This window comes from Cellulomonas xylanilytica (assembly GCF_007989805.1).
GTDB classification, from domain to species: domain Bacteria; phylum Actinomycetota; class Actinomycetes; order Actinomycetales; family Cellulomonadaceae; genus Cellulomonas; species Cellulomonas xylanilytica.
The window spans coordinates 1-19875 of sequence record NZ_BJUB01000018.1; the positions used below are offsets into that span (position 1 = coordinate 1).

Sequence of the window (19875 nt, forward strand, 5' to 3'; positions counted from 1 at the left end):
CGTGGCGCCGGTCGATGTGTCGGGTGTGGCGGTCGGTGTCCTCGGTGACGCGCTCGTCTCCGGCGGCACGACCGCGCCGGGGGGTTCGTCGGACGGCGAGGCTCCCGGTGGTTCGGGTGGCGGGCTCATCTCGCTGCCCGTGACGCTCCCGGCCACCATCTCCGACGTCGCGATCGGGGTCGTCGGCGACGCCGCCGTGACCACCGGGACGCCCGGTACGACGCCGGGCACGACGCCCGGCACGACGCCGGGGACGTCGCCGGGCACGACGCCCGGCACGACGCCCGGTACGACGCCCGGTACGACGCCGGGCACGACGCCGGGCACGACGCCGGGCACGACGCCGGGCACGACGCCGGGCACGACGCCCGGTACGACGCCGGGGGCCACCTCCGGGAGCACGCCGGCGACCGTCGACGTGGTGGGCGCCACGGTCGTGGGGGCGTCGGTCGTCCCGGCCGGCCGGACCGTCAGCGCCGCCGCGGGGACGACCGCCGCGGCGCTCGCGGACACGGGCTGGACGCCGTGGGCCGCCGTCGCCGGGCTGGGCCTGATCGCCCTGGGCCTGATGCTGCACCGGACGGCCACGACGCGTCGGTCGACGCGGAGCCCGTTCACGCACCCGGCGCTCATGAACCACGTGCCGACCCAGCGCGGGGAGACGCCGGCTCGATGAGGGGACGCCGTCGCCGGGCCTGTGGGGCGGTCGCGGGGGGATCGCCCCGCGGGCCCGGGCGGCGGCACCCGGCTAGGGTCGCCTGCGTGACGACGGAGGCATGACGGTGGCAGCGCGCACGAGTGCCGGCCTGCTGGTGTTCCGGCGGACGGCCGGTCTCGAGGTGCTGCTCGGGCACATGGGCGGTCCGTTCTGGGCGCGCAAGGACGCCGGCGCGTGGACCATCCCGAAGGGGGAGCCGTCGCCGGGAGAGGCCCCCTACGTCACGGCGCTGCGGGAGTTCGCCGAGGAGCTCGGGGTGTCGGCGCCGTCGTCGGAACCCCTCCCGCTCGGGGACGTGCGGCAGAGCGGCGGCAAGGTGGTGACGGCGTGGGCGCTGGAGGGTGACCTCGACGTGTCCACCGTCGCCAGCAACCTGGTCGAGATCGCGTGGCCGCCGCGGTCGGGACGGACGCTCCTGGTGCCCGAGCTCGACCGGGCGGCCTGGTTCGCGCCCGACGAGGCGCGGCGGCTCGTCGTGACCGCGCAGGCCGCGTTCGTCGACCGGTTGGAGGAGCTGCTCAGGTGAGGTGGTCGAAGTCGCCGTTGGCCCAGCCGATGTGGCGCTCGGCGGAGCGGCGGACGACCTGCTTGGCGTCGGCCGCGATGACGTTGGCGAAGTTGCCGTAGAGACGGTCGAACTCCAGGCGGTCCACGTGGTCGGCGACCCGGCGGGCGACGGCGCCGGACAGCGGCAGGTGGTTGGGGTAGCTGCGCATGAACGCGACGGACTGCCGGTCGGGGTTGGCGAAGATGGTGTCGCCGCTCAGCAGCACGCCCCTGCCGTCCGCGCCGGCAGCCCAGTGCGCGACCGCGCTGCCCGGGAAGTGGCCGCCGGGCTGCGAGAGGGTCACGCCGGGCAGGACCTCCAGCTCGCCGGACCAGGTCTCGATGACGGGGTCCGGGCGGTTGATCCAGTGCGCGTCGGTCTCGGCGACGAGCACCCGCGGGTCGCCCAGCGCGCGGCTCCACTCCACCTGGACGCCGTACATGTGCGGGTGGCTGGCCGTGATCGCCCGGACCGGGCCGAGGGCGAGGACCTGCTCGACCACCGCGTCGTCGAGGAACCCGATGGGGTCCCACAGCAGGCTGCCCTCGGGGGTCACCAGCAGCTTCGACTGCTGGCCGATGCCGGCGCCGGGGGAGCTCGTGATCGCGTACAGGTCGGGTTCGAGCTCCTCGAGCTGCGCGCGGTATCCCTGGCCGCGCAGCTCCTCCAGGGTGGTCCAGCGCTGCCCGGACGCGGGCACCCACTGGCGTTCGTCGGCGCAGATGGCGCAGACGTCGTACTGCTCGGCACTCTCCACGGCGCACGTGGCGCAGATCCAGAACGTCATGCGGGTCACGCTAGCCGGAGGCACAGGTCCCGCAGCAGGGCGGTGCGCTACCCGGGTTCAGGAGAGGCCGAGCCGCTGGAGGGTCGCGGGGTCGAGGGCGACCGGGTTGCCGGGGCCGGCGACCGCGTGTCCGTCCGTGACGCCGTAGAAGCCCTGGTCGAGGTTCACCGGTGTCGGCAGCCAGTCCTCCTCCCGGTCCGCCGAGTCGTCCAGCAGGACCACGTACTCGCCGCCCGCCTCCGGCTCGGTCCAGTCGCCGGTGGCGCAGCTCGTGTAGCTGATCTCGACGGTCGAGCCCGCTGGTGCCGTGCCCTTCGCCGTCGCAGTGACCTCGATGGTCGCGATCGCGGTGGACAGCGGGTCGTCGGGGTCCTCGACGACCGACGTAACCGTGCCGCGGAGGATGAGGTCGGCGCTGGCCTCGAGCTCCGCTGTCGTCGGATAGGACGGGTAGTCGGCGGCGCACCCGGGCTGCGAGGCGGTGATCCGCGGCGCCACGAGCACGATCGCGACGACCGAGGCGGCCGCCATGGCGAGGACGCCCAGCGTCCAGCGCAGCACGCGGGTGCGGCGGGTCACGCCGGCGTCACCACGCACCACTCGTTGCCCTCCGGGTCCAGCAGGACCTGGAACGAGCCGGCGGTGTCGACGTGGACCTCACCGACCCTGGTCGCGCCCAGGGCCTCCGCCTGCCGTGCGGCCTCGGGGATGTCGTCGACGGCGACGTCGAGGTGGACGCGGTTCTTCACCACCTTGCCCTCGGGCACACGCTGGAACGCCACGCGGGTCCAGCCGGGCGGGTCGACGTGGTGCCAGTCGTCGTCGCGGCGCTGCGGGGTGCCGCCGAGCACGTCGGCCCAGAAGCGGGCCAGGCGGGCAGGGTCGGCACAGTCCATGACGACCTCGTCGATGCGTCCGATCATGCGGCGACGGTAGCGCCGCTCTCGAACTGGGTGCGGTACAGCTCCGCGTACACGCCGCCGCGGGCGAGGAGCTGGGCGTGGGTGCCCTGGTCGACGACGCGGCCGTCGCTCAGGACGACGATCGAGTCGGCCTTGCGCACGGTGGAGAGGCGGTGCGCGATGACGATGCTGGTGCGACCCGTCAGGGCCTCGTCGAGCGCGGCCTGGACCGCGGCCTCCGAGCCGGAGTCGAGGTGCGCGGTGGCCTCGTCGAGGATGACGACGTCCGGCGCCTTGAGCAGCATCCGTGCGATGGCGAGGCGCTGCCGCTCGCCGCCGGACAGCCGGTAGCCGCGGTCGCCGACGACGGTGTGGATGCCGTCGGGGAGGCTCGCGACGAGGTCGGCGATGTGCGCCTGCTCGAGCGCGCGCTCGATCTGCGCGTCCGTGGCGTCCGGCCGGGCGTAGCGCAGGTTCTCCGCGATCGTGTCGTGGAAGAGGTGGGCCTCCTGGCTGACCACGCCGACCGTCGCGCGCAGCGAGGCCTGCGTGACGTCCCGCAGGTCGGTGCCGGCGATCCGCACGGCGCCCTGCGTCGGGTCGTACATGCGGGTGACCAGCTGGGAGATCGTCGTCTTGCCGGCGCCCGAGTGGCCGACGAGCGCGACCATGTGGCCCGCGGGGACGGTGAAGCTGACGTCGTCCAGGGTGTTGCGGTGGACCTCGCCCTGCAGCGTCGCGACGGACTCCAGCGACGCCAGCGACACCTCGTCGGCGCCCGGGTAGCGGAAGCTGACGGCGTCGAGCTCGACCGTCGCGCCGTGCTTCTCCTTCGCGGCGCGCAGGTCGGTCGCGTCCGGCTTCTCCGCGACCGTGGGCTCCAGGTCGAGCACCTCGAGCACGCGCTCGAAGCTGACCAATGCCGTCATGACGTCGACCTGGACGTTCGACATCGCGGTGAGCGGGCCGTAGAGGCGGCCGAGGTAGGCGGTCAGCGCGACGACGACACCAACGGTCAGCTGCCCGCGGATCGCCATGACGCCGCCGAGGCCGTAGACGATGGCGACGGCCACGGAGGCCAGCGTCGTGAGGCCGACCCGGAACCAGGTGGAGTACAGCGCGCGCTTCACGCCGATGTCGCGGACGCGGCCCACCTGCTCGGCGTAGCTCTGCGACTCGCGCTGCGGGTCCCCGAAGATCTTCACCAGGTGCGCGCCGGCGACGTTGAAGCGCTCGTTCATGATCTGCGCGGCGTCGGCGTTCAGGGCGTAGCTCTCGCGGGTGATCGCGGCGATCTTCTTGCCGAACCAGCGGGCCGGGAAGATGAACGCCGGCAGCAGGACCAGGCTGAGCAGGGTCAGCTGCCAGGACATGCTCAGCATCGCGGCGAGCACGAAGACGATGGTCAGCGAGTTGCTCACCACGTTCTGCAGGGTCGACGTGAACGCCTGCTGGGCGCCGAGCACGTCACCGTTGAGCCGCTGCACGAGCGCACCGGTCTTGGCGCGGCTGAAGAACGCGAGCGGCATGCGCTGCACGTGGTCGAACACCTCGGTGCGCAGGTCCTGGATGAGGCCCTCGCCCACCTGGGCGGAGACCCAGCGGTCGGCGACCGACAGGCCGGCGCTCACGATGGCGAGGACCGCGACGACGGCCGCGATGGTGAGCACCACCTGCGTGTTGCCGGCGGTGATGCCGTCGTCGATGAGGTTCTTGAAGAGCAGCGGCGTCACCGCGCCGGCCGCGGCCTCGACGGCGATGAGCGCGACGAAGATTGCGAGCCTGCCGCGGTACGGGCGCGCGAAGCGCAGGATCCGTCGCAGGGTGTCGCGGGTCAGCTTGTGGTCCGCGACCGTGCGGTCCTTGGCGAAGCTGCGCATGTTGGGGCTGCCGGTGGTCATCGACACGGGCCCACCTCCTCGGTTCTGGTGCGTCCCGGTCAGGGTTCACGGGTCGCTGGGCGCCGCTCGGTGTCGCGTGCCGATGCTGAGGTTAACTCACTATGTGTGTACATCACAAGTTGGGGTAGTCTCACCGCCGTGACCACGTCCGACGGCTCCGGAGAGCTCCTCGAGCTCCTCTACGGCGTGCTCCGCGGCGTCCGTCGCGACGCCGCCGCCCGGCTCGAGCTGCAGGGCACCACCCCCGGGCAGCTCCGGCTGCTGCGCACCCTCGAGCGGTGCGACGGGCCCCGCCGCCTCGGGGAGCTCGCCGCCGCCCTCGACGTCGCACCGCGGTCCGTGACATCCAAGGTGGATCTCGCCGAGGAGCACGGGCTGGTCCGGCGGCTGCCCGACCCGACGGACCGGCGCGCGACCCTGCTGGAGCTCACGCCGGAGGGGCGGTCGCTGCTGGCTGCCATCTCCGCGCAGCGGCACGAGGGTGCCGCGGAGCGGCTGGGGCGGTTGTCGGGGGACGAGCAGGCCGAGCTCCTGCGGTTGCTGCGCATCGTGGGGCAGGACACGGCGCCGGGGGATCCGGGCGCGTAGGCGCCGGCAGGTCATCATGGCTTCGTGCCCACCGTGCCGGACGACGACGAGCTCGAGCTGATCCGACGGTCCGGGGTCGTGCTCCGGGTCGGGCGACTGAGCCTGTCGGCGGGGACGGGCTCCTACCGGGTCAAGGCCTCGATGGCGCGGGTCGCGCGGGCGCTCGGGATCGACCGGCACGAGGCGCACGTCACGCTCACGGAGATCACGACGACCTCGCACAGCGGGCCCAGCTTCCGCACCGAGGTGACCGAGGTGCGCACGATCGGTGTGAACGTCGACCGGCTGACCGAGCTGGAGCACCTGGCGGGCCGCGTCGACGCCGCGCAGAGCGTGACGCCCGACGAGGTCACGGCGGAGCTCGACCGCATCGCCGACAAGCCCCCGCTGTACCCCGTGGCGCTCAACGCCCTGTGGGCGGCGATCGCCTGCGGGGCGTTCTCCTTCCTCAACGGCGGTCGCGTGGTGGAGGTCCTCGCGGTCCTCGTCGGGGCGTTCCTCGGGCAGGGGCTGCGCCGCACGTTGCTCGACCGCAGGCTCAACCAGTTCGGCGTCACCATGCTCAGCGCCGCCGTCGCGTGCCTCGGTTACCTCGCCTTCGTCGGGCTCCTGCGGGCGTTCGGCGCCGCGAGCGCGGGGAACGAGGCCGGGTACGTGTCCGCCGTCCTGTTCCTGGTGCCCGGGTTCTCGCTCGTCACGGGCTTCCTCGACCTGGCCAAGCTGGACTTCTCGGCGGGTGTCGCCCGCCTGGTGCACGCGCTCATGGTCCTCACGTCCGCGGCGCTGGCGCTCTGGGCCGTGTCACTCGTCGTCGGGCTCAGCCCGGACCCGCCGGCCCCCGACGCGCTCGACCCGGGCCTGCTCCTCGCGCTGCGGTTCGTCGCGAGCTTCGTCGGTGTGCTCGGCTTCGCGCTGATGTTCAACAGCCCGTGGCGCATCGCGCTCGCGGCGGCGGGGGTCGGCATGGTCGCGAACGCGCTGCGACTGGCGCTCGTCGACGGGGCGGTACCTCCGCAGGCCGCTGCGGCGGTCGCTGCCCTCGTCGTGGGGCTGCTCACCGCGGTCGTCGCACCCCGCCTCGACGTCCCGCGCATCACGGTCTACGTCCCGGCGGTCACGATCATGGTGCCGGGCGTGCTCGCCTACCGGGCGGTGTTCCACATCTCCAACGGGCAGACGGTCGAGGCGCTCGCGTTCGGGGTGCAGGCCGCGCTCGTGGTCGCCGCGCTCGCCATCGGGCTGGCGGTCGCCCGGATGCTCACCGACCGCACCTGGGCCTACGAGCGCTGAGGCACCTCACACCTGCTGGGCGCGCTGCAGGCGGGCGTACCGGCCGTCGGCGGCGAGGAGGTCCTCGTGCGTGCCGATCTCCACCACGCGGGCGTCGTCGAGGACGACGATCCGGTCGGCGGAGCGGATGGTCGACAGGCGGTGGGCGACGACGAGCGTGGTGCGTCCGCGCATGAGCCGGGCGAGCGCCTCCTTCACCGACGCCTCCGACTCCGGGTCGAGCGCCGAGGTCGCCTCGTCGAGCAGCAGGATGCGGGGGTCCCGCACGAGCGCGCGGGCGATCGCGATGCGCTGCCGCTGGCCACCGGACAGCCGTGCACCGCGCTCGCCGACGACGGTGTCCCAGCCGTCGGGCAGCGCGTCGACGATCTCCGCGGCGTTCGCGTCGACGAGGGCCTGGCGGACGCGCTCGTCGGACACCTTCGGCATGCCGTAGGCGACGTTCTCCCGGATGGACCCCTCGAACAGCACGGACTCCTGCGGGACGACGGACACGTGCTTGCGGACCGACCGCAGGTCGAGCTGGGCGGTGTCGACCCCGTCGAGCAGGAGCCGGCCGCCGGTGGGCCGCAGGAACCCGAGCGCGAGGTTGAGCACGGTCGACTTGCCCGAGCCGGAGGGGCCGACGAACGCCACGGTCTGCCCGGCCTCGATGGTCAGGTCGATGCCGGCGAGCGCGTCGGTGTCGGCGTCGGGGTAGCGGAAGTGGACGTGGTCGAGGGTCAGTCGGCCCTCGACGTGCTCGACGCGCCGCTTGCCGGCGTTCACCTCGAGGTCGGGCTCCTGCATGACCTCGGCGATGGACCGCACCGACTCGAGGCCCTTGGCGCCGATCGGCAGCAGCATGAGCAGGCCCGTGACGGACCCGGTGATGAGCGCGAAGTAGGAGCTGAGCAGGACCACCTGCCCGGCGGTGATGGCGATGAGCCCGGTGATCGACACCCAGGCGGCCAGCACGAGGCACAGCACGCCGAGCAGCTGCAGGCTGACCCAGCTGAGCGACGCGAACCGGCCGTTGAGGACGTCGAGTCGGTAGCCGGCGGACCGCACGCCCTCGGCGCCGGCCGCGACGCGCTCCTCCGCCGTGGCCTCCAGGCCGTGCGCGCGCGTGATCGGCATCAGCGTGGCCATCTCGCCGACGCGGGCGGAGAAGTGCTCGACCTCGCGACGGAAGGACTCGTTCCGCTCCCGCGAGCGGCGCGCGAGCATGAACCGCAGGAGCACGGCGAGCGGGATGGTCAGGGCGTAGACCGGCAGGAACTGGGGGACGGCCAGGGCGGTCATGACGATCGCACCGACCACGACCATCGTCGCCGACAGCAGCGGGTGGGTGATCTGCTGCAGCATCACCTCGACGTTCTCCACGTCCCGGACGACCTTGGTCTGCACGATCGAGGCGCTGACCCGCGAGTGGAAGCCGATCGACAGGCTCTGCAGCCGCGCGGTCAGGCCGTTGCGCAGGTCGGCCCCGATCTGCCGGACGGCACCCATGTAGAGCTTCGTGTACTGCACGTGGTTGGGGTAGTTCTGCACGAGGGCCACGACGGCGACGGCCGCCCACAGCCACAGCTCGCTCAGGGGGCCGCCGTCGACGACGACGTCGATGACCCGGGCCGTGATCACCGGCATGAGCCAGAGCGGGATGTCCTTCAGCGTGAAGAACGCGACGGCGGACAGCACGCGGCGTCGGTGCGCGCCGAGGAGGCGGAAGACCGACCGGACGGGGTGCTCCCCGTCGATGTCCACGACGGCGAGCTGGGGGCGGGAGTGATCCGTCACGGTTCCATCGTTCCATCCGCTCCCCGAGTCGGACAGCGCATACCCGGGTGAGGTCGCATCGATTCGACCTGAGCCACCCTGGCCCGCCGGTGATGGACGGAGGGTTGACGGATGCCGGGAGTCGGCTACGTTAGGCGAGGCTTACTTAGGACGACCTAAGAACGAGCCCGCCCACCGCCGAGAAGGGGCTCTCCGCGTGCACGAGCTGTTGTCCTCCACGTCCGCCGACCGCTACGTCGAGCAGATGCGCGTCACCGTCGACCGGATCGCCGGGCGGCTCCGCGACACCCCGCAGCCGTTCTCGGGCGCCAGCCGTCAGCAGCTGCAGGAGCTCGTCGACGCGGTGGACCTCGACTCCGCCGGGCTGGGCACCGCGACGGCGCTGCGGGAGGCCGACGACCTCGTCGGCGAGCACGCGGTCTGGTTCCACCACCCCGCCTACGCGGCCCACCTCAACTGCCCGGTCGCCGTCCCGGCGGTCGTCGCCGAGGCGATGATCGCGGCCGTCAACCCGTCGCTCGACACCTACGACCAGTCGACGATCGGCACGCTCATGGAGCGCAAGCTCGTCGACTGGACCTGCGGCCGGATCGGGTTCGCGGCGGGCGACGGGGTCTTCACGTCCGGGGGCACGCAGTCGAACCTCCAGGCGCTGCTGCTGGCGCGTGACGCGGCCGTCGCCCGGGGTGGACGGCCGGAGGGGCTGGTGATCGTCGCGACGGCGTCGAGCCACTTCAGCGTCCAGAAAGCGGCCCGGCTCCTCGGGCTCGGTGACGACGCCGTCATCCTGGTGCGCACGGACGCGCACGGCCGCATGGACCCCGCGGCGCTGGCCGGCGTCCTGGACACGCTGACCGCGATCGACCGGGTGCCGATGTGCGTGGTCGCCACCGCGGGCACCACGGACCGCGGCCGGCTGGACCCGCTCGCGGCCATCGCCGACGAGTGCGACCGGGCGGGCGTCTGGCTGCACGTCGACGCGGCGTACGGGTGCGGGCTGCTGGTCTCGCCCACGCGGCGGCACCTGCTGGACGGGATCGAGCGCGCGCGCTCGGTGACGGTCGACTTCCACAAGAGCTTCTTCCAGCCGGTGTCGTCCAGCGCGCTCCTGGTGCGCGAGCCCGGCGACCTGCGGCACGTGACCTGGCACGCGGACTACCTCAACCCGGCGGACGCCGAGGAGCCCAACCAGGTGGACAAGTCGATGCAGACGACCCGCCGGTTCGACGCGCTCAAGCTGTGGACGACGCTGCGCGCGCTGGGCCCCGACGGCATCGGCGCGATGTTCGACGCCGTCCTGGACCTCGCCGCCCGGGTGCACGACGAGGTCGACCGCGACCCGGACCTCGAGCTCGTCGGCCGGACGGAGCTGAGCACGGTCCTCTTCCGCTACCAGCCCCCGCACGTCAGCGACGCGCAGGCCGACGGCCTGGTCCCGCTGGTGCGCCGCGTGCTGTTCGAGTCGGGCCGGGCTGTCGTCGCGAAGACCGTCGTGGCCGGCCGGCCGTGCCTCAAGCTGACGCTGCTCAACCCCGACACGACCCTCGACGACATCCGCGGCGTGCTCGAGCTGGTCCGCGGCGCGGCCGCGGCGCTGGTCGAGGGCGACGACCTGGTGGCCGCCGCCGAGGTGGGCGTCCGATGAGGGTGCACGACGTCGTCGGCATCGGCATCGGGCCGTTCAACCTCGGGCTCGCTGCGCTCAGCGCACCGGTCGCGGACCTCGACGCGGTGTTCCTCGACGCGGCCGACGAGTTCCGCTGGCACCCCGGGATGATGATCGAGGGCGCGACGATCCAGGTCCCGTTCCTGGCCGACCTGGTCTCGATGGCGGACCCGACCTCGCCGTACTCGTTCCTCAACCACCTCAAGGCGACGGGCCGGCTCTACCCGTTCTACATCCGCGAGAGCTTCTACCCGCTGCGCGCGGAGTACGACGCCTACTGCCGCTGGGTCGCCGCGCAGCTGCCGTCCCTGCGGTGGGGCAGGCGGGTCGTCGGGCTGGAGCAGGAGGGCGATCACTACGTCGTGACCACGGACCGCGGCGAGACGTACCGCGGCCGGCACGTGGTGCTCGGCGTCGGGACCCAGCCCGTCCTGCCCGAGACGGTGCACGGTCCGGTGGTGCACAGCGCCGACTACCTGACGCACCGGGACGCGTTGCGGGCCGCCGGGTCGGTGACGGTGGTCGGCAGCGGGCAGTCCGCGGCGGAGATCTACCGCGACCTGCTGGGCACCACGGGACGGCTGGACTGGGTCACGCGCTCGCCGCGGTTCTTCCCGATGGAGTACACCAAGCTCACCCTCGAGCTGACGTCGCCGGAGTACACCGACCACTTCCACGCGCTCCCGGCGCCGCTGCGCGCCCGGCTCGGCCGCGAGCAGCGGTCGCTGTACAAGGGCATCAGCGGTGACCTGGTCGACGACATCTACGACACCCTCTACCGGCTCAGCCTCGACGGGCCCGTGCCGACGACCCTGCTCACCGACACCGAAGTGCTCGGCGCGGCGTGGGACGGCGGCGCGTTCACCCTGACCCTCCGGCACGCGCAGCTGGACCAGGTCCACGAGCGCCGCACCGACGCTCTCGTGCTGGCCACCGGGTACGCCGCGCAGGTGCCCGACTTCGTCCTCGGCATCCGGCACCTGCTCGACTGGGACGACACCGGCAGGTTCGCCGTCGCACGCGACTACTCGGTCGACGGCGGTCGCGGGCGGGTGTTCGTGCAGAACGCCGAGGAGCACACGCACGGCCTGACCGCGCCCGACCTCGGCTTCGGGGCGTGGCGCAACTCGTCGATCCTCGCATCGGTCACCGGCCGGGAGATCTACCCCGTCGAGCGCCGGATCGCGTTCCAGGAGTTCGGCGTCCCCGCCGACGCCGTCGTCGGAGGTGTCCGATGACCATCCGCATCCTGCCCCTGGACCGGCACCGGTACGCACCGCTCGTCCAGTCGTGGCTGGCGCACCCCGCGTCCGCGTTCTGGCAGATGGGTTCCCTGTCGGTCGACGACGTGCGCGCGTACCTGGCCGCCGTGGCGGCGGACCCGCGGCAGGACTCGTGGCTCGGGTTCGTCGACGACGAGCCGACGTTCCTCGTCGAGACCTACGACCCGACGACCGTGCTCCTCGACGGCGTCCCCGAGGTGCAGCCGGGCGACCTCGGCATGCACCTCCTGGTCGCCCCGCCCGGGGGAGCGCCCGTGCACGGGCTGACGTCGGACGTCATGGCCGCGACGGTGGCGTTCTGCTTCGACGAGCTCGCCGCGGCGCGGGTCGTGGTCGAGCCCGACGTCCGCAACGCCCGGGTCGCGGCCAAGAACGCCGAGGTCGGGTTCCGCGTGCAGCGCGAGCTCGACCTGCCCGGCAAGCGCGCCTCGCTCGCGCTCTGCACCCGGGAGGCGTTCGCGGCGAGCGGCGGGCGCCTGCGGGCCGACGGCGTCACCGCACCGACCACGGCGGGGAGCCGACGATGACCGAGCTGCTCACCCGACCGGCGCTCGCGCTGCACCTCAACCCCGTCGCCATGGGCGTCGCCCACCGGCACCTGGTGACCAAGGCGCTCGCGGAGTTCGCCCACGAGCGCCTGCTCGCCCCCGTCGCGGACGGCCAGGGCTTCCGGGTGACGCTCGGCACGGTGGTCTACCGGTTCCGGGCCCGCCGGCTGGCACTCGAGCACTGGGCGATCGACGAGTCCTCCGTCGCCCGCACGGTCGACGGCGAGCCCGCGGAGCTCGACGCGCTCGCGCTCGTCCTCGAGCTCCAGCCGCTGCTGCAGATCCCGGACGACCTGCTGGCGGTGTACCTCGAGGAGCTGTCCTCCACGCTGGCCGGGGCGGCGTACAAGGCGCACCACGGCGGACCGTCGGCCGCCGAGCTGCTGCACGCGGACCTGCCGACCATCGAGCGCGCGATGACCGAGGGGCACCCGTCGTTCGTCGCCAACAACGGCCGCATCGGCTTCGGGGTCGACGAGCACGCGGCCTACGCCCCGGAGGCCGGCGCCGCGATCCGGCCGCTGTGGCTCGCGGCCCGCACGGCGTCGAGCCACCTCGCGCTCGGCACCGGGCTCGACGAGGACGCGTTCTACCTCGACGAGCTGGGCGCCGCGACGCTCGACCGGTTCGAGCAGCTGCTGCGCGACCTGGGCGAGGACCCCGCCGACTACCGCTACCTCCCGGTGCACCCGTGGCAGTGGGAGCACCGGGTCGCCGTGACGTTCGCGCCCGACGTCGCCCGCCGCGACCTGGTGCCGCTCGGTGTGGCCGACGACGACTACGTGGCGCAGCAGTCGATCCGGACGCTGTTCAACACCACCCGCCCGGACCGGCACTACGTCAAGGTGGCGCTGGCGATCCAGAACATGGGGTTCCTGCGCGGGCTGTCGCCGGCGTACATGCGCGCCACGCCCGCCATCAACGACTGGGTGTTCGACCTGGTGAGCGAGGACCCGACGCTGGCCGCGTGCGGGTTCCAGGTGCTGCGCGAGCGCGTCTCCGTCGGCTACACCGGCGACGTCTACCACCGGACCCCCGCCCCCAGCGCGCACCGCAAGATGCTCGCGGCGCTGTGGCGGGAGAGCCCGGCCCCGCTGGTCGGGCCGACGGAGCAGCTGGCCACGATGGCGGCGCTCCTGCACCGGGACGCCGACGGCGGCGCGTTCGTGACGGCGTGCGTGCGGGCGTCGGGACTCGACCCGCAGGACTGGGTGCGCCGGTACCTGCGGGCCTACCTCCGGCCCCTCGTGCACTGCCTGCTGGTGCACGAGGTGGCGTTCATGCCCCACGGCGAGAACCTCATCCTCGTGCTCGACGGGCACGCGGTCTCGCGCGTGTTCCTGAAGGACATCGGGGAGGAGGTCGTCGTGCTCGGCGAGCGGCCGCTGCCCGACAGCGTCGCGCGCGTCCGGCAGGTCGTCGACGACGAGGAACGCGCGCTCGCCGTCTTCACGGACGTGTTCGACGGGGTGTTCCGGCACCTCGCGGCCATCCTCGACACGGACGGCGTGCTGCCGGAGGCGGCGTTCTGGGCGCTGGTGCGCGAGTGCGTCGACGAGCACGCCGCCGACCACCCCGACCTGGACACCGGCGTCGACCTGCGCGCCCCGCGGTTCGCGCACTCCTGCCTGAACCGCCTGCAGCTGCGGAACACGCTGCAGATGGTCGACCTCACCGACCAGTCGTCGTCGCTGATCTACGCAGGCACGCTGCGGAACCCGATCGCATGACCGTCTTCCGTGACGCCCTCGGCGTGCCGCACGTCCGGGCCGCGGACCACCTCGCGCTGGCCCGCGAGCAGGGGCGCGTCACCGCCCGCGACCGCGGCCGGCAGATCGAGGTCGACCGGTGGCGGGCCGAGGGGAGGCTGGCCGAGCACGTCGGTGCCGACGGCGTCGAGTGGGACCGGTTCGCCCGCCGGGCGCGGCTGGCGGACACCGCCCAGCGGGCCTACGCGGCGCTCGCCGACGAGGACAGGGCGTTCGTGGACGCGTACGTCGAGGGAGTGAACGGGGGCCGCGACCCTGACGTGCACGACCCGTGGCCCGCGTGGGCGCCGCTCGGGATCATGCTCGTCGCGCACGCACTCTTCTCGATGTTCCCGCGGCTGCTCTGGAACGAGCACGTGCTCCACACCCTGGGCGAGGACGCGATCGACCTGTTCGACTCCGCCGAGACGGCCGCGTCCGGGTCCAACGCGTGGGCGCTGCACGGGTCACGGACCGCGTCCGGTGCGCCGCTGGTCGCCGGGGACCCGCACCGGATCCTCGAGCTCCCCGGCGTCTACCAGCAGGTCCGGCTCGCGTGCGACGAGTTCGACGTGGTCGGTCTGGCGTTCCCCGGGGTGCCGGGCGTGCAGCACTTCGGCCACACCGGGACCGCCGCCTGGGGGATCACCAACGCGATCGCGCACCACGTCGAGCTCTTCCGGGAGGAGCTCTCCGCCGACGGGCTGTCCGCCCGCGGGCCGGAGGGGTGGGCACCCGTGCACCGGCACGTCGAGACGATCCGCGTCCGTGGCGGCGAGGACGTCACCGTCGACGTGGTCGAGACCGCGCGCGGACCGGTCGTCCTCGACGGGCTCAGCATCCGGTTCCCCGCACGGGTCGCGTCCGACGTCGGGTTCTCGTGCCTGCTTCCCCTGCTGCGCTCGCGGACCGCCGCCGACGTGGTGGACGCCCTGCGCGGCTGGGTGGACCCCGTCAACCGCGTCCTCACTGCCGACTCCGCGGGCACCGTGCTGAGCCTCGACGCCGGGCTGGTCGCGACCCGGCGCTCGGCCGACCGGCGGCTGCCGCACGACGCCTGGTCGGAGGCCGCGCGGCCGGTGGACTGGCACCGGCTGGCCGACCCGACGCCGGTGCCGGGCATCGCGGTGGACGCCAACGAGCGGCCCGCCGACGCCGCCCGCGACCTCGGCCGCGCCTACGTGGCGCCCTACCGCGCGCGGCGGATCCGGACCCTCCTTGGCGCGGGCGGTTCTTTCGGTCCGGCCGACCTGGCGGCGATCCACGGCGACACGCTCCTGGGCAGCGCCGGCGAGCTGCTCGGGTGGGTGCGGCGCGCCGAGGACCTGTCGCCCGCGGCCGCCGCGCTGCGCGACCGGCTCCTGGCGTGGGACCGGCACATGGCCGCCGACAGCACGGACGCCGGCGCGTTCGCCGCGTGGCGCACGCAGGTCGCCGTGCTACTCACCGACCACCCGACCCTGGCCCCGCTGCACGCGCCCCACGGCCGCGGGTCCCTGCTCGACCCGTGGCTCGGTGTCGGCCCGCGGGTGGCCGACTCGCTCACCCGGCTGCTCGCCGCCGCGACGCACGGCATCGACGGCGTGGCCGTCGCGCGCGAGGCCCTGGAGCGGGCCGCGTCGGCGACCGACCAGGCGTGGGGCGACCGGCACCGGCTGCATCCCGTCCCGACGCTGGAGGGTCACCCCGGCCCGGCCGTCGAGCCGGTCCCGCTGTCGGGCGACACCGACTGCGTCCGGTGCACCGCGAGCGTCCCCGGCGTCAGCGACCGGTCGTGGCGCGGGTCGGTGGCGCGCTGGGTCTGGGACCTCGACGACCGCCGGCGCAGCCGCTGGAGCGTGCCCTTCGGGGCGTCCGAGGACCCGGCGAGCCCGCACGCGACCGACCAGCTCGACCTCTGGGCGTCCGCCGGGACGGTCGAGATCGTCACCGACTGGGACCAGCTGCAGGAGGAGGCGCCATGAGCGCGGCTCGCGTCGTCGACGAGCGGCAGGTGGAGGGACTCGGGCGGGTGACGCTCCGCCTGCTCGACCCCGACGCGGACCTCGACGTCCTGCACGCGTGGGTGACCGCGCCGGGCACGCAGTTCTGGGGACTCGGCGACCTGACCCGCCAGGAGCTGCGCGACACCTACGCGTTCGTCGACTCGCTGCCCACCCACGACGCCTACCTCGTCCTGCGCGACGACGAGCCCGTCGCCCTGCTCCAGGTGTACGACCCCGCGGACGACCCCGTGGGCGAGTGCTACGACGTGCAGCCGGGCGACGTCGGCGTCCACCTGCTCGTGGGCGCGCGCGGCGGGCACGCCTTCACCACGCGCCTCCTCGGCGCCCTCGTGGCCCTGCTCGCCACCCGGCCCGGCGCTCGCCGGATCGTCGCCGAGCCCGACGTCCGCAACGATCGCGCGCTCGCGCGCCTGACCAGCACCGGCTTCGTCGCCGGACCCGTCATCGACCTGCCGCACAAGCGCGCGCAGCTCGCCTTCCTCACCGTCGAACCCACCCCGGAGACCCCATGAGCAGCATCACCGTCACGCACGCGCCGAGCGGGCTGGTGCACGCGAACGTCGCCCGCACCGAGCGCGTCACCCCGCACATGGTCCGCGTGACCCTCACCGGCGAGGACCTGCGCCGGTTCGACCACCGCGGGTTCGACCAGTGGTTCCGGCTCGCCGTCCCCGTCGACGACCACGCGCGGTTCGACAACCTGCCCGACAAGTTCGACACCCGCGCCTACCTGCGGTACCTCGTGCTACCGAAGTCCACGCGGCCGGTCATCCGCAACTACACCGTCCGCGCGTTCCGGCCCGACGAGCTGGAGCTCGACATCGACTTCGTCTGCCACGGCACCACGGGTGTCGCCGGCCCCTGGGCGGAGTCCGTCGAGCCGGGGACCGAGGTCGCGTTCATCGACCAGGGCTGCGGCTGGGCACCCGTCCCGGCGGACTGGTCGCTGCTGGTCGCCGACGAGTCCGGGCTGCCGGCCGTCCTCGGCATCCTGCGAGACATGCCGCGCGACGCCGTCGGGCACGCGATCGTCGAGCTCATCGACGCCGCCGACGCGCAGGACGTCGACGCACCCGCCGGGATGACGCTGCACTGGGTGCCGCGGGGCACGGGTGGCACCGCGCTCGCCCGGCTCCGGGAGATCGATTGGCTGCCCGGGACGCCCTACGTGTTCGCCGTCGGGGAGGCGAAGATCGCCACGGGCGCCCGCCGGTACGCCGTCGGCGAGCGCGGCGTCCCGAAGGGCAACGTGACGTTCTGCGGCTACTGGAAGGCCGGCAAGGCGTAGCACCTACCGACGACGGTGCTCGACTAGACCCAGACCCCGCCGCGCATGACCCACCGGCCCGCCAGCTCGTCCTCCTCGCGCCAGACCTGGATCGAGCCCGGGTGCAGCCGGAAGTACGTGTAGGGGTCGGTCAGGGTGCGCGGGTCGAAGCCTGTCTTCGCCGCGAACGTGTCGCCGAGGGGCTCGGAGACCGTGGTCAGCACCTCGACCGTGCCCCGCACGAGGACGACGTCGCGGGTCTGGCCGATGCCGGCCTGCACGGACGGGTTCGCGGCGAGGTTGCGACCGGTCGGGCTGGCGGTCACCGTCGAGAACAGCAGCGACTCGTCGTGCCACAGGAACGACAGCGGCGTCAGGCGGGGTGCGCCGGTGTCGGTGTCCGTCGTCGCGACCCAGGCGTCGACGTCGTGCCCGAGCCGGTACAGGGCGTCCTGGCGGCGGACCTCGGTGCTGCGCGGGCCGGTCACTCGCGCACCCGGTCGAGCAGGAGCAGGGCGATGTCGGTGACCTCGGGCACTCCCACAGTCTGCGTCTGGGAGGTCGCTGCGGCCACACCGTCGCCGATCATCACCGTGCAGAACGGGCAGGCGGTCGCGACGACGGAGGCGCCCGTGGCGATGGCCTCCTCGGCGCGTGCCGTGCCGATGCGGGTGCCGATGGTCTCCTCCATCCAGACCCGGGCCCCGCCACCGCCGCAGCAGAACGACTGCTCGCGGTTGCGGGGCATCTCCGTCACCTGGACGCCGGGGAGGGCGCCGAGCAGGTCCCGCGGCGGGGAGTAGACCTGGTTGTGCCGGCCCAGGTAGCAGGGGTCGTGGTAGGTGACGGTGCGCTCGTCGGTGGACGGCAGGAGGGTCAGCCGACCGTCCGCGACGAGGGTGTTCAGCAGCTCGGTGTGGTGCACCACCTCGTACCGACCACCCAGCTGCGGGTACTCGCGCGCGATGGTGTTGAAGCAGTGCGCGCAGGTCACGACGATCCGCTGCGCGCCGACCTCGTTCAGCACCTCGACGTTGGCGCTCGCGAGCATCTGGAACAGCAGCTCGTTGCCGGCCCGCCGGGCGGGGTCGCCGGTGCAGGACTCGCCGTCGCCCAGCACCGCGAAGCTGACCCCGGCGGTGTGCAGGAGCTCCGCGACGGCCTTCGTCGTGCGGATGGCACGGTCCTCGTAGGCGCCCGCGCAGCCGACCCAGAACAGGTACTCGACCTCGGCGGCGGACTCGACGTCGACGCCGACCACGGGCACCTCGAACTCCAGGCCCTTGGCCCAGTTCAGCCGGTTGCGCGCCGGCAGCCCCCACGGGTTGCCCTGCCGCTCCAGCTTGGTGAACGTGCCGCCCAGCTCCTTCGGGAACGCCGACTCCATGAGCACCTGGTAGCGCCGCATGTCGACGATCGCGTCGACGTGCTCGATGTCCACCGGGCACTGCTGCACGCACGCGCCGCAGCTGGTGCAGGCCCACAGGGCGTCGGGGTCGATGACGCCCGAGCCCAGGAGGTCGATGCCGGAGTGGTCGGCCGAGCCCGCCTGCAGGTAGGGCGCCGTGGCGGCGGCGTGGTCGCGCAGCGCCAGCGTGACCAGCTTGGGGGAGAGCGGCTTGCCCGTCGCCCAGGCCGGGCACTGGTCCTGGCAGCGGCCGCACTCGGTGCACGTCGAGAAGTCGAGCAGGCCCTTCCACGTGAAGTCCTCGATGGCGCCGACCCCGAGGCGGGCGTCGTCGGGAAGGTCCTCCAGGGCGGCCAGGTCCACCGGCGCACCGTCGAGCGTCATCGGCTGCAGCGGCCCGAGCGCGACCCCGCCGCGCGGCTCGCGGCGCGTGTAGACGTTGACCACGGCGAGGAACCGGTGCCACGCGACGCCCATGGTGGGCTGCAGGCCGACGACGACGAACCACGACATCGACACGACGATCTTGACGGTCGCGACGACGACGATCGCGTTCTCCAGGGTCGCCGGTGCGACCCCGGCCCACGACGCCCCGAACCACGAGGTCAGCGGGAAGTGCCACGCGTTTCCGGACGACAGCGCGTACTCCAGGCCGCGCAGCACGAGCACGCAGAGCACGACGGCGAGCACGGTCGCCTCGACGAAGAACGCCTGCGCCTGGTTCGAGCCGAAGAACCGCGAGCCCCGCTCCCGGGAGCCGAGCCGGAGCCGGATCGTGATCAGCGCCAGGATGCCGACCAGCGACAGCCACGCGATCGCCTCGATCGCCCACTCCAGCGGCGCCAGGTGCCCGACCAGCGGCAGCGCGAACGCCGGGTCGACCACCTGCCCGTACCCGGTGACCAGGGTGAGGAACAGCAGCGCGAAGGAGACCATCACCACCCAGTGCGCGACCTTCACCACCGGACGGTGCTGGAACCGCCCGTGCCCGAGCACCTCGCGGGTCAGCGTCGCCAACCGTGGCCCGACCGGCGTCCACCGCCCGCCGGCTGCCCGGCCGACCCGCACGGTCCGCACGATCTCCCGGGCACCCCGCGCGAACACGACGACCCCCACGACCGTCGCGACGACCACGATCACCAGGCACACCACCTGCAGCGCATCCACGCCGCCACGCTAGCCGCGCGGGGGGCCCGGGCCGACCGAACTCGTCCGGTACGTCTGAACTCGTCACGCGCACCGGACGAGCTCGGCCGGGACCGACGAGCCCGTGGGTCCGACGCCAGATCGTGGCTCCGCACGCACGATCTCGCGTCGACGCCACGTTCTCGGCCGTCGGCGCGTATTCCCACCCTCGACGTGACAAGCGCGACGGCGTGACGGCCCCCCGTGGGAAGAGGTGTGGGAAATCGGTTGGTAGAGTCTTGACCAAATCTT

17 protein-coding genes and 1 pseudogene are annotated in these 19875 nt (G+C 73.3%); 11 read left to right on the forward strand and 7 right to left on the reverse strand.

Annotated elements, in window-relative coordinates; genetic code table 11:
* Both CXY01_RS20995 and CXY01_RS20265 read left to right on the forward strand, forming a co-directional pair.
* A pseudogene (locus CXY01_RS20995) lies at nt 1-676 on the forward strand (hypothetical protein); the annotation flags it as partial.
* Between the two features lie 100 nt (nt 677-776).
* Entirely contained in the window at nt 777-1244 is a 468-nt protein-coding gene (locus CXY01_RS20265; protein ID WP_146931608.1) for an NUDIX hydrolase, read from the forward strand.
* On the opposite strand, the gene CXY01_RS20270 is transcribed toward CXY01_RS20265, so the two are convergent.
* Genes CXY01_RS20270 through CXY01_RS20285 form a run of 4 tightly spaced genes read right to left on the reverse strand, consistent with a single transcriptional unit; the run spans nt 1237 to nt 4855 of the window.
* Nucleotides 1237-2052, reverse strand: coding sequence for an MBL fold metallo-hydrolase (locus CXY01_RS20270; protein ID WP_146931611.1), 816 nt, complete (start codon nt 2050-2052; stop codon nt 1237-1239). The two genes, CXY01_RS20265 and CXY01_RS20270, sit on opposite strands and share 8 nt — an antisense overlap.
* Before the next feature lie 57 nt (nt 2053-2109).
* Nucleotides 2110-2631, reverse strand: coding sequence for a hypothetical protein (locus CXY01_RS20275; RefSeq protein WP_146931614.1), 522 nt, complete (start codon nt 2629-2631; stop codon nt 2110-2112).
* Nucleotides 2628-2975: a VOC family protein gene (locus CXY01_RS20280; protein WP_146931617.1), complete on the reverse strand. Its 348-nt coding sequence runs from the start codon at nt 2973-2975 to the stop codon at nt 2628-2630. Before CXY01_RS20280 ends, CXY01_RS20275 begins: the two co-directional genes overlap by 4 nt.
* A complete protein-coding gene (locus CXY01_RS20285) occupies nt 2972-4855 on the reverse strand; it encodes an ABC transporter ATP-binding protein (protein WP_146931703.1) in 1884 nt (627 codons plus the stop codon). The genes CXY01_RS20280 and CXY01_RS20285 overlap by 4 nt, the downstream gene beginning before the upstream one ends.
* Nucleotides 4856-4993: 138 nt before the next feature.
* On the opposite strand from CXY01_RS20285, the gene CXY01_RS20290 reads away from it, so the two are divergent.
* Complete coding sequence (locus CXY01_RS20290) at nt 4994-5443, forward strand: MarR family winged helix-turn-helix transcriptional regulator (RefSeq protein ID WP_246125520.1); 450 nt, start codon at nt 4994-4996, stop codon at nt 5441-5443.
* A gap of 24 nt (nt 5444-5467) precedes the next feature.
* A complete protein-coding gene (locus tag CXY01_RS20295; protein WP_146931623.1) occupies nt 5468-6733 on the forward strand; it encodes a threonine/serine exporter family protein in 1266 nt (421 codons plus the stop codon).
* A 6-nt stretch (nt 6734-6739) separates the two neighbouring features.
* Here CXY01_RS20295 and CXY01_RS20300 read toward each other — a convergent pair whose 3' ends face one another.
* Complete coding sequence (locus CXY01_RS20300) at nt 6740-8512, reverse strand: ABC transporter ATP-binding protein (RefSeq protein WP_222594610.1); 1773 nt, start codon at nt 8510-8512, stop codon at nt 6740-6742.
* 196 nt (nt 8513-8708) lie between these two features.
* Between CXY01_RS20300 and CXY01_RS20305 the strand changes: the two genes are divergently transcribed.
* Genes CXY01_RS20305 through CXY01_RS20335 form a run of 7 tightly spaced genes read left to right on the forward strand, consistent with a single transcriptional unit; the run spans nt 8709 to nt 17051 of the window.
* Nucleotides 8709-10157: a pyridoxal phosphate-dependent decarboxylase family protein gene (locus CXY01_RS20305; RefSeq protein ID WP_371862788.1), complete on the forward strand. Its 1449-nt coding sequence runs from the start codon at nt 8709-8711 to the stop codon at nt 10155-10157.
* Complete coding sequence (locus CXY01_RS20310; RefSeq protein WP_146931626.1) at nt 10154-11416, forward strand: lysine N(6)-hydroxylase/L-ornithine N(5)-oxygenase family protein; 1263 nt, start codon at nt 10154-10156, stop codon at nt 11414-11416. Before CXY01_RS20305 ends, CXY01_RS20310 begins: the two co-directional genes overlap by 4 nt.
* Entirely contained in the window at nt 11413-11988 is a 576-nt protein-coding gene (locus tag CXY01_RS20315) for a GNAT family N-acetyltransferase (protein WP_146931629.1), read from the forward strand. Before CXY01_RS20310 ends, CXY01_RS20315 begins: the two co-directional genes overlap by 4 nt.
* A complete protein-coding gene (locus CXY01_RS20320) occupies nt 11985-13739 on the forward strand; it encodes an IucA/IucC family protein (protein WP_146931632.1) in 1755 nt (584 codons plus the stop codon). The genes CXY01_RS20315 and CXY01_RS20320 overlap by 4 nt, the downstream gene beginning before the upstream one ends.
* Entirely contained in the window at nt 13736-15721 is a 1986-nt protein-coding gene (locus tag CXY01_RS20325; RefSeq protein WP_146931635.1) for a penicillin acylase family protein, read from the forward strand. The genes CXY01_RS20320 and CXY01_RS20325 overlap by 4 nt, the downstream gene beginning before the upstream one ends.
* The gene (locus tag CXY01_RS20330) at nt 15718-16275 is read left to right on the forward strand and encodes a GNAT family N-acetyltransferase (protein WP_146931638.1); all 558 of its coding nucleotides are present in this window, start codon (nt 15718-15720) and stop codon (nt 16273-16275) included. Before CXY01_RS20325 ends, CXY01_RS20330 begins: the two co-directional genes overlap by 4 nt.
* The gene (locus tag CXY01_RS20335; RefSeq protein ID WP_146931641.1) at nt 16272-17051 is read left to right on the forward strand and encodes a siderophore-interacting protein; all 780 of its coding nucleotides are present in this window, start codon (nt 16272-16274) and stop codon (nt 17049-17051) included. The genes CXY01_RS20330 and CXY01_RS20335 overlap by 4 nt, the downstream gene beginning before the upstream one ends.
* A 23-nt stretch (nt 17052-17074) precedes the next feature.
* On the opposite strand, the gene CXY01_RS20340 is transcribed toward CXY01_RS20335, so the two are convergent.
* Together CXY01_RS20340 and CXY01_RS20345 are read right to left on the reverse strand one after the other, a co-directional pair.
* Nucleotides 17075-17518 (reverse strand): pyridoxamine 5'-phosphate oxidase family protein, encoded by a 444-nt coding sequence (locus tag CXY01_RS20340; protein ID WP_146931645.1) that lies wholly within the window; start codon nt 17516-17518, stop codon nt 17075-17077.
* Nucleotides 17515-19605, reverse strand: a complete 2091-nt coding sequence (locus tag CXY01_RS20345) for a (Fe-S)-binding protein (RefSeq protein ID WP_146931648.1) — start codon at nt 19603-19605, stop codon at nt 17515-17517. Before CXY01_RS20345 ends, CXY01_RS20340 begins: the two co-directional genes overlap by 4 nt.
* Nucleotides 19606-19875 lie beyond the last annotated feature (270 nt).

Bases quoted from the DNA above. Each gene is read 5' to 3' on its own strand.
- CXY01_RS20315 (WP_146931629.1), top strand. From the start codon at position 11,413: ATGACCATCCGCATCCTGCCCCTGGACCGGCACCGGTACGCACCGCTC.
- CXY01_RS20335 (WP_146931641.1), top strand. From the start codon at position 16,272: ATGAGCAGCATCACCGTCACGCACGCGCCGAGCGGGCTGGTGCACGCG.
- CXY01_RS20280 (WP_146931617.1), bottom strand. From the start codon at position 2,975: ATGATCGGACGCATCGACGAGGTCGTCATGGACTGTGCCGACCCTGCC.
- CXY01_RS20310 (WP_146931626.1), top strand. From the start codon at position 10,154: ATGAGGGTGCACGACGTCGTCGGCATCGGCATCGGGCCGTTCAACCTC.
- CXY01_RS20265 (WP_146931608.1), top strand. From the start codon at position 777: ATGACGGTGGCAGCGCGCACGAGTGCCGGCCTGCTGGTGTTCCGGCGG.
- CXY01_RS20285 (WP_146931703.1), bottom strand. From the start codon at position 4,855: ATGACCACCGGCAGCCCCAACATGCGCAGCTTCGCCAAGGACCGCACG.
- CXY01_RS20325 (WP_146931635.1), top strand. From the start codon at position 13,736: ATGACCGTCTTCCGTGACGCCCTCGGCGTGCCGCACGTCCGGGCCGCG.
- CXY01_RS20320 (WP_146931632.1), top strand. From the start codon at position 11,985: ATGACCGAGCTGCTCACCCGACCGGCGCTCGCGCTGCACCTCAACCCC.
- CXY01_RS20270 (WP_146931611.1), bottom strand. From the start codon at position 2,052: ATGACGTTCTGGATCTGCGCCACGTGCGCCGTGGAGAGTGCCGAGCAG.
- CXY01_RS20330 (WP_146931638.1), top strand. From the start codon at position 15,718: ATGAGCGCGGCTCGCGTCGTCGACGAGCGGCAGGTGGAGGGACTCGGG.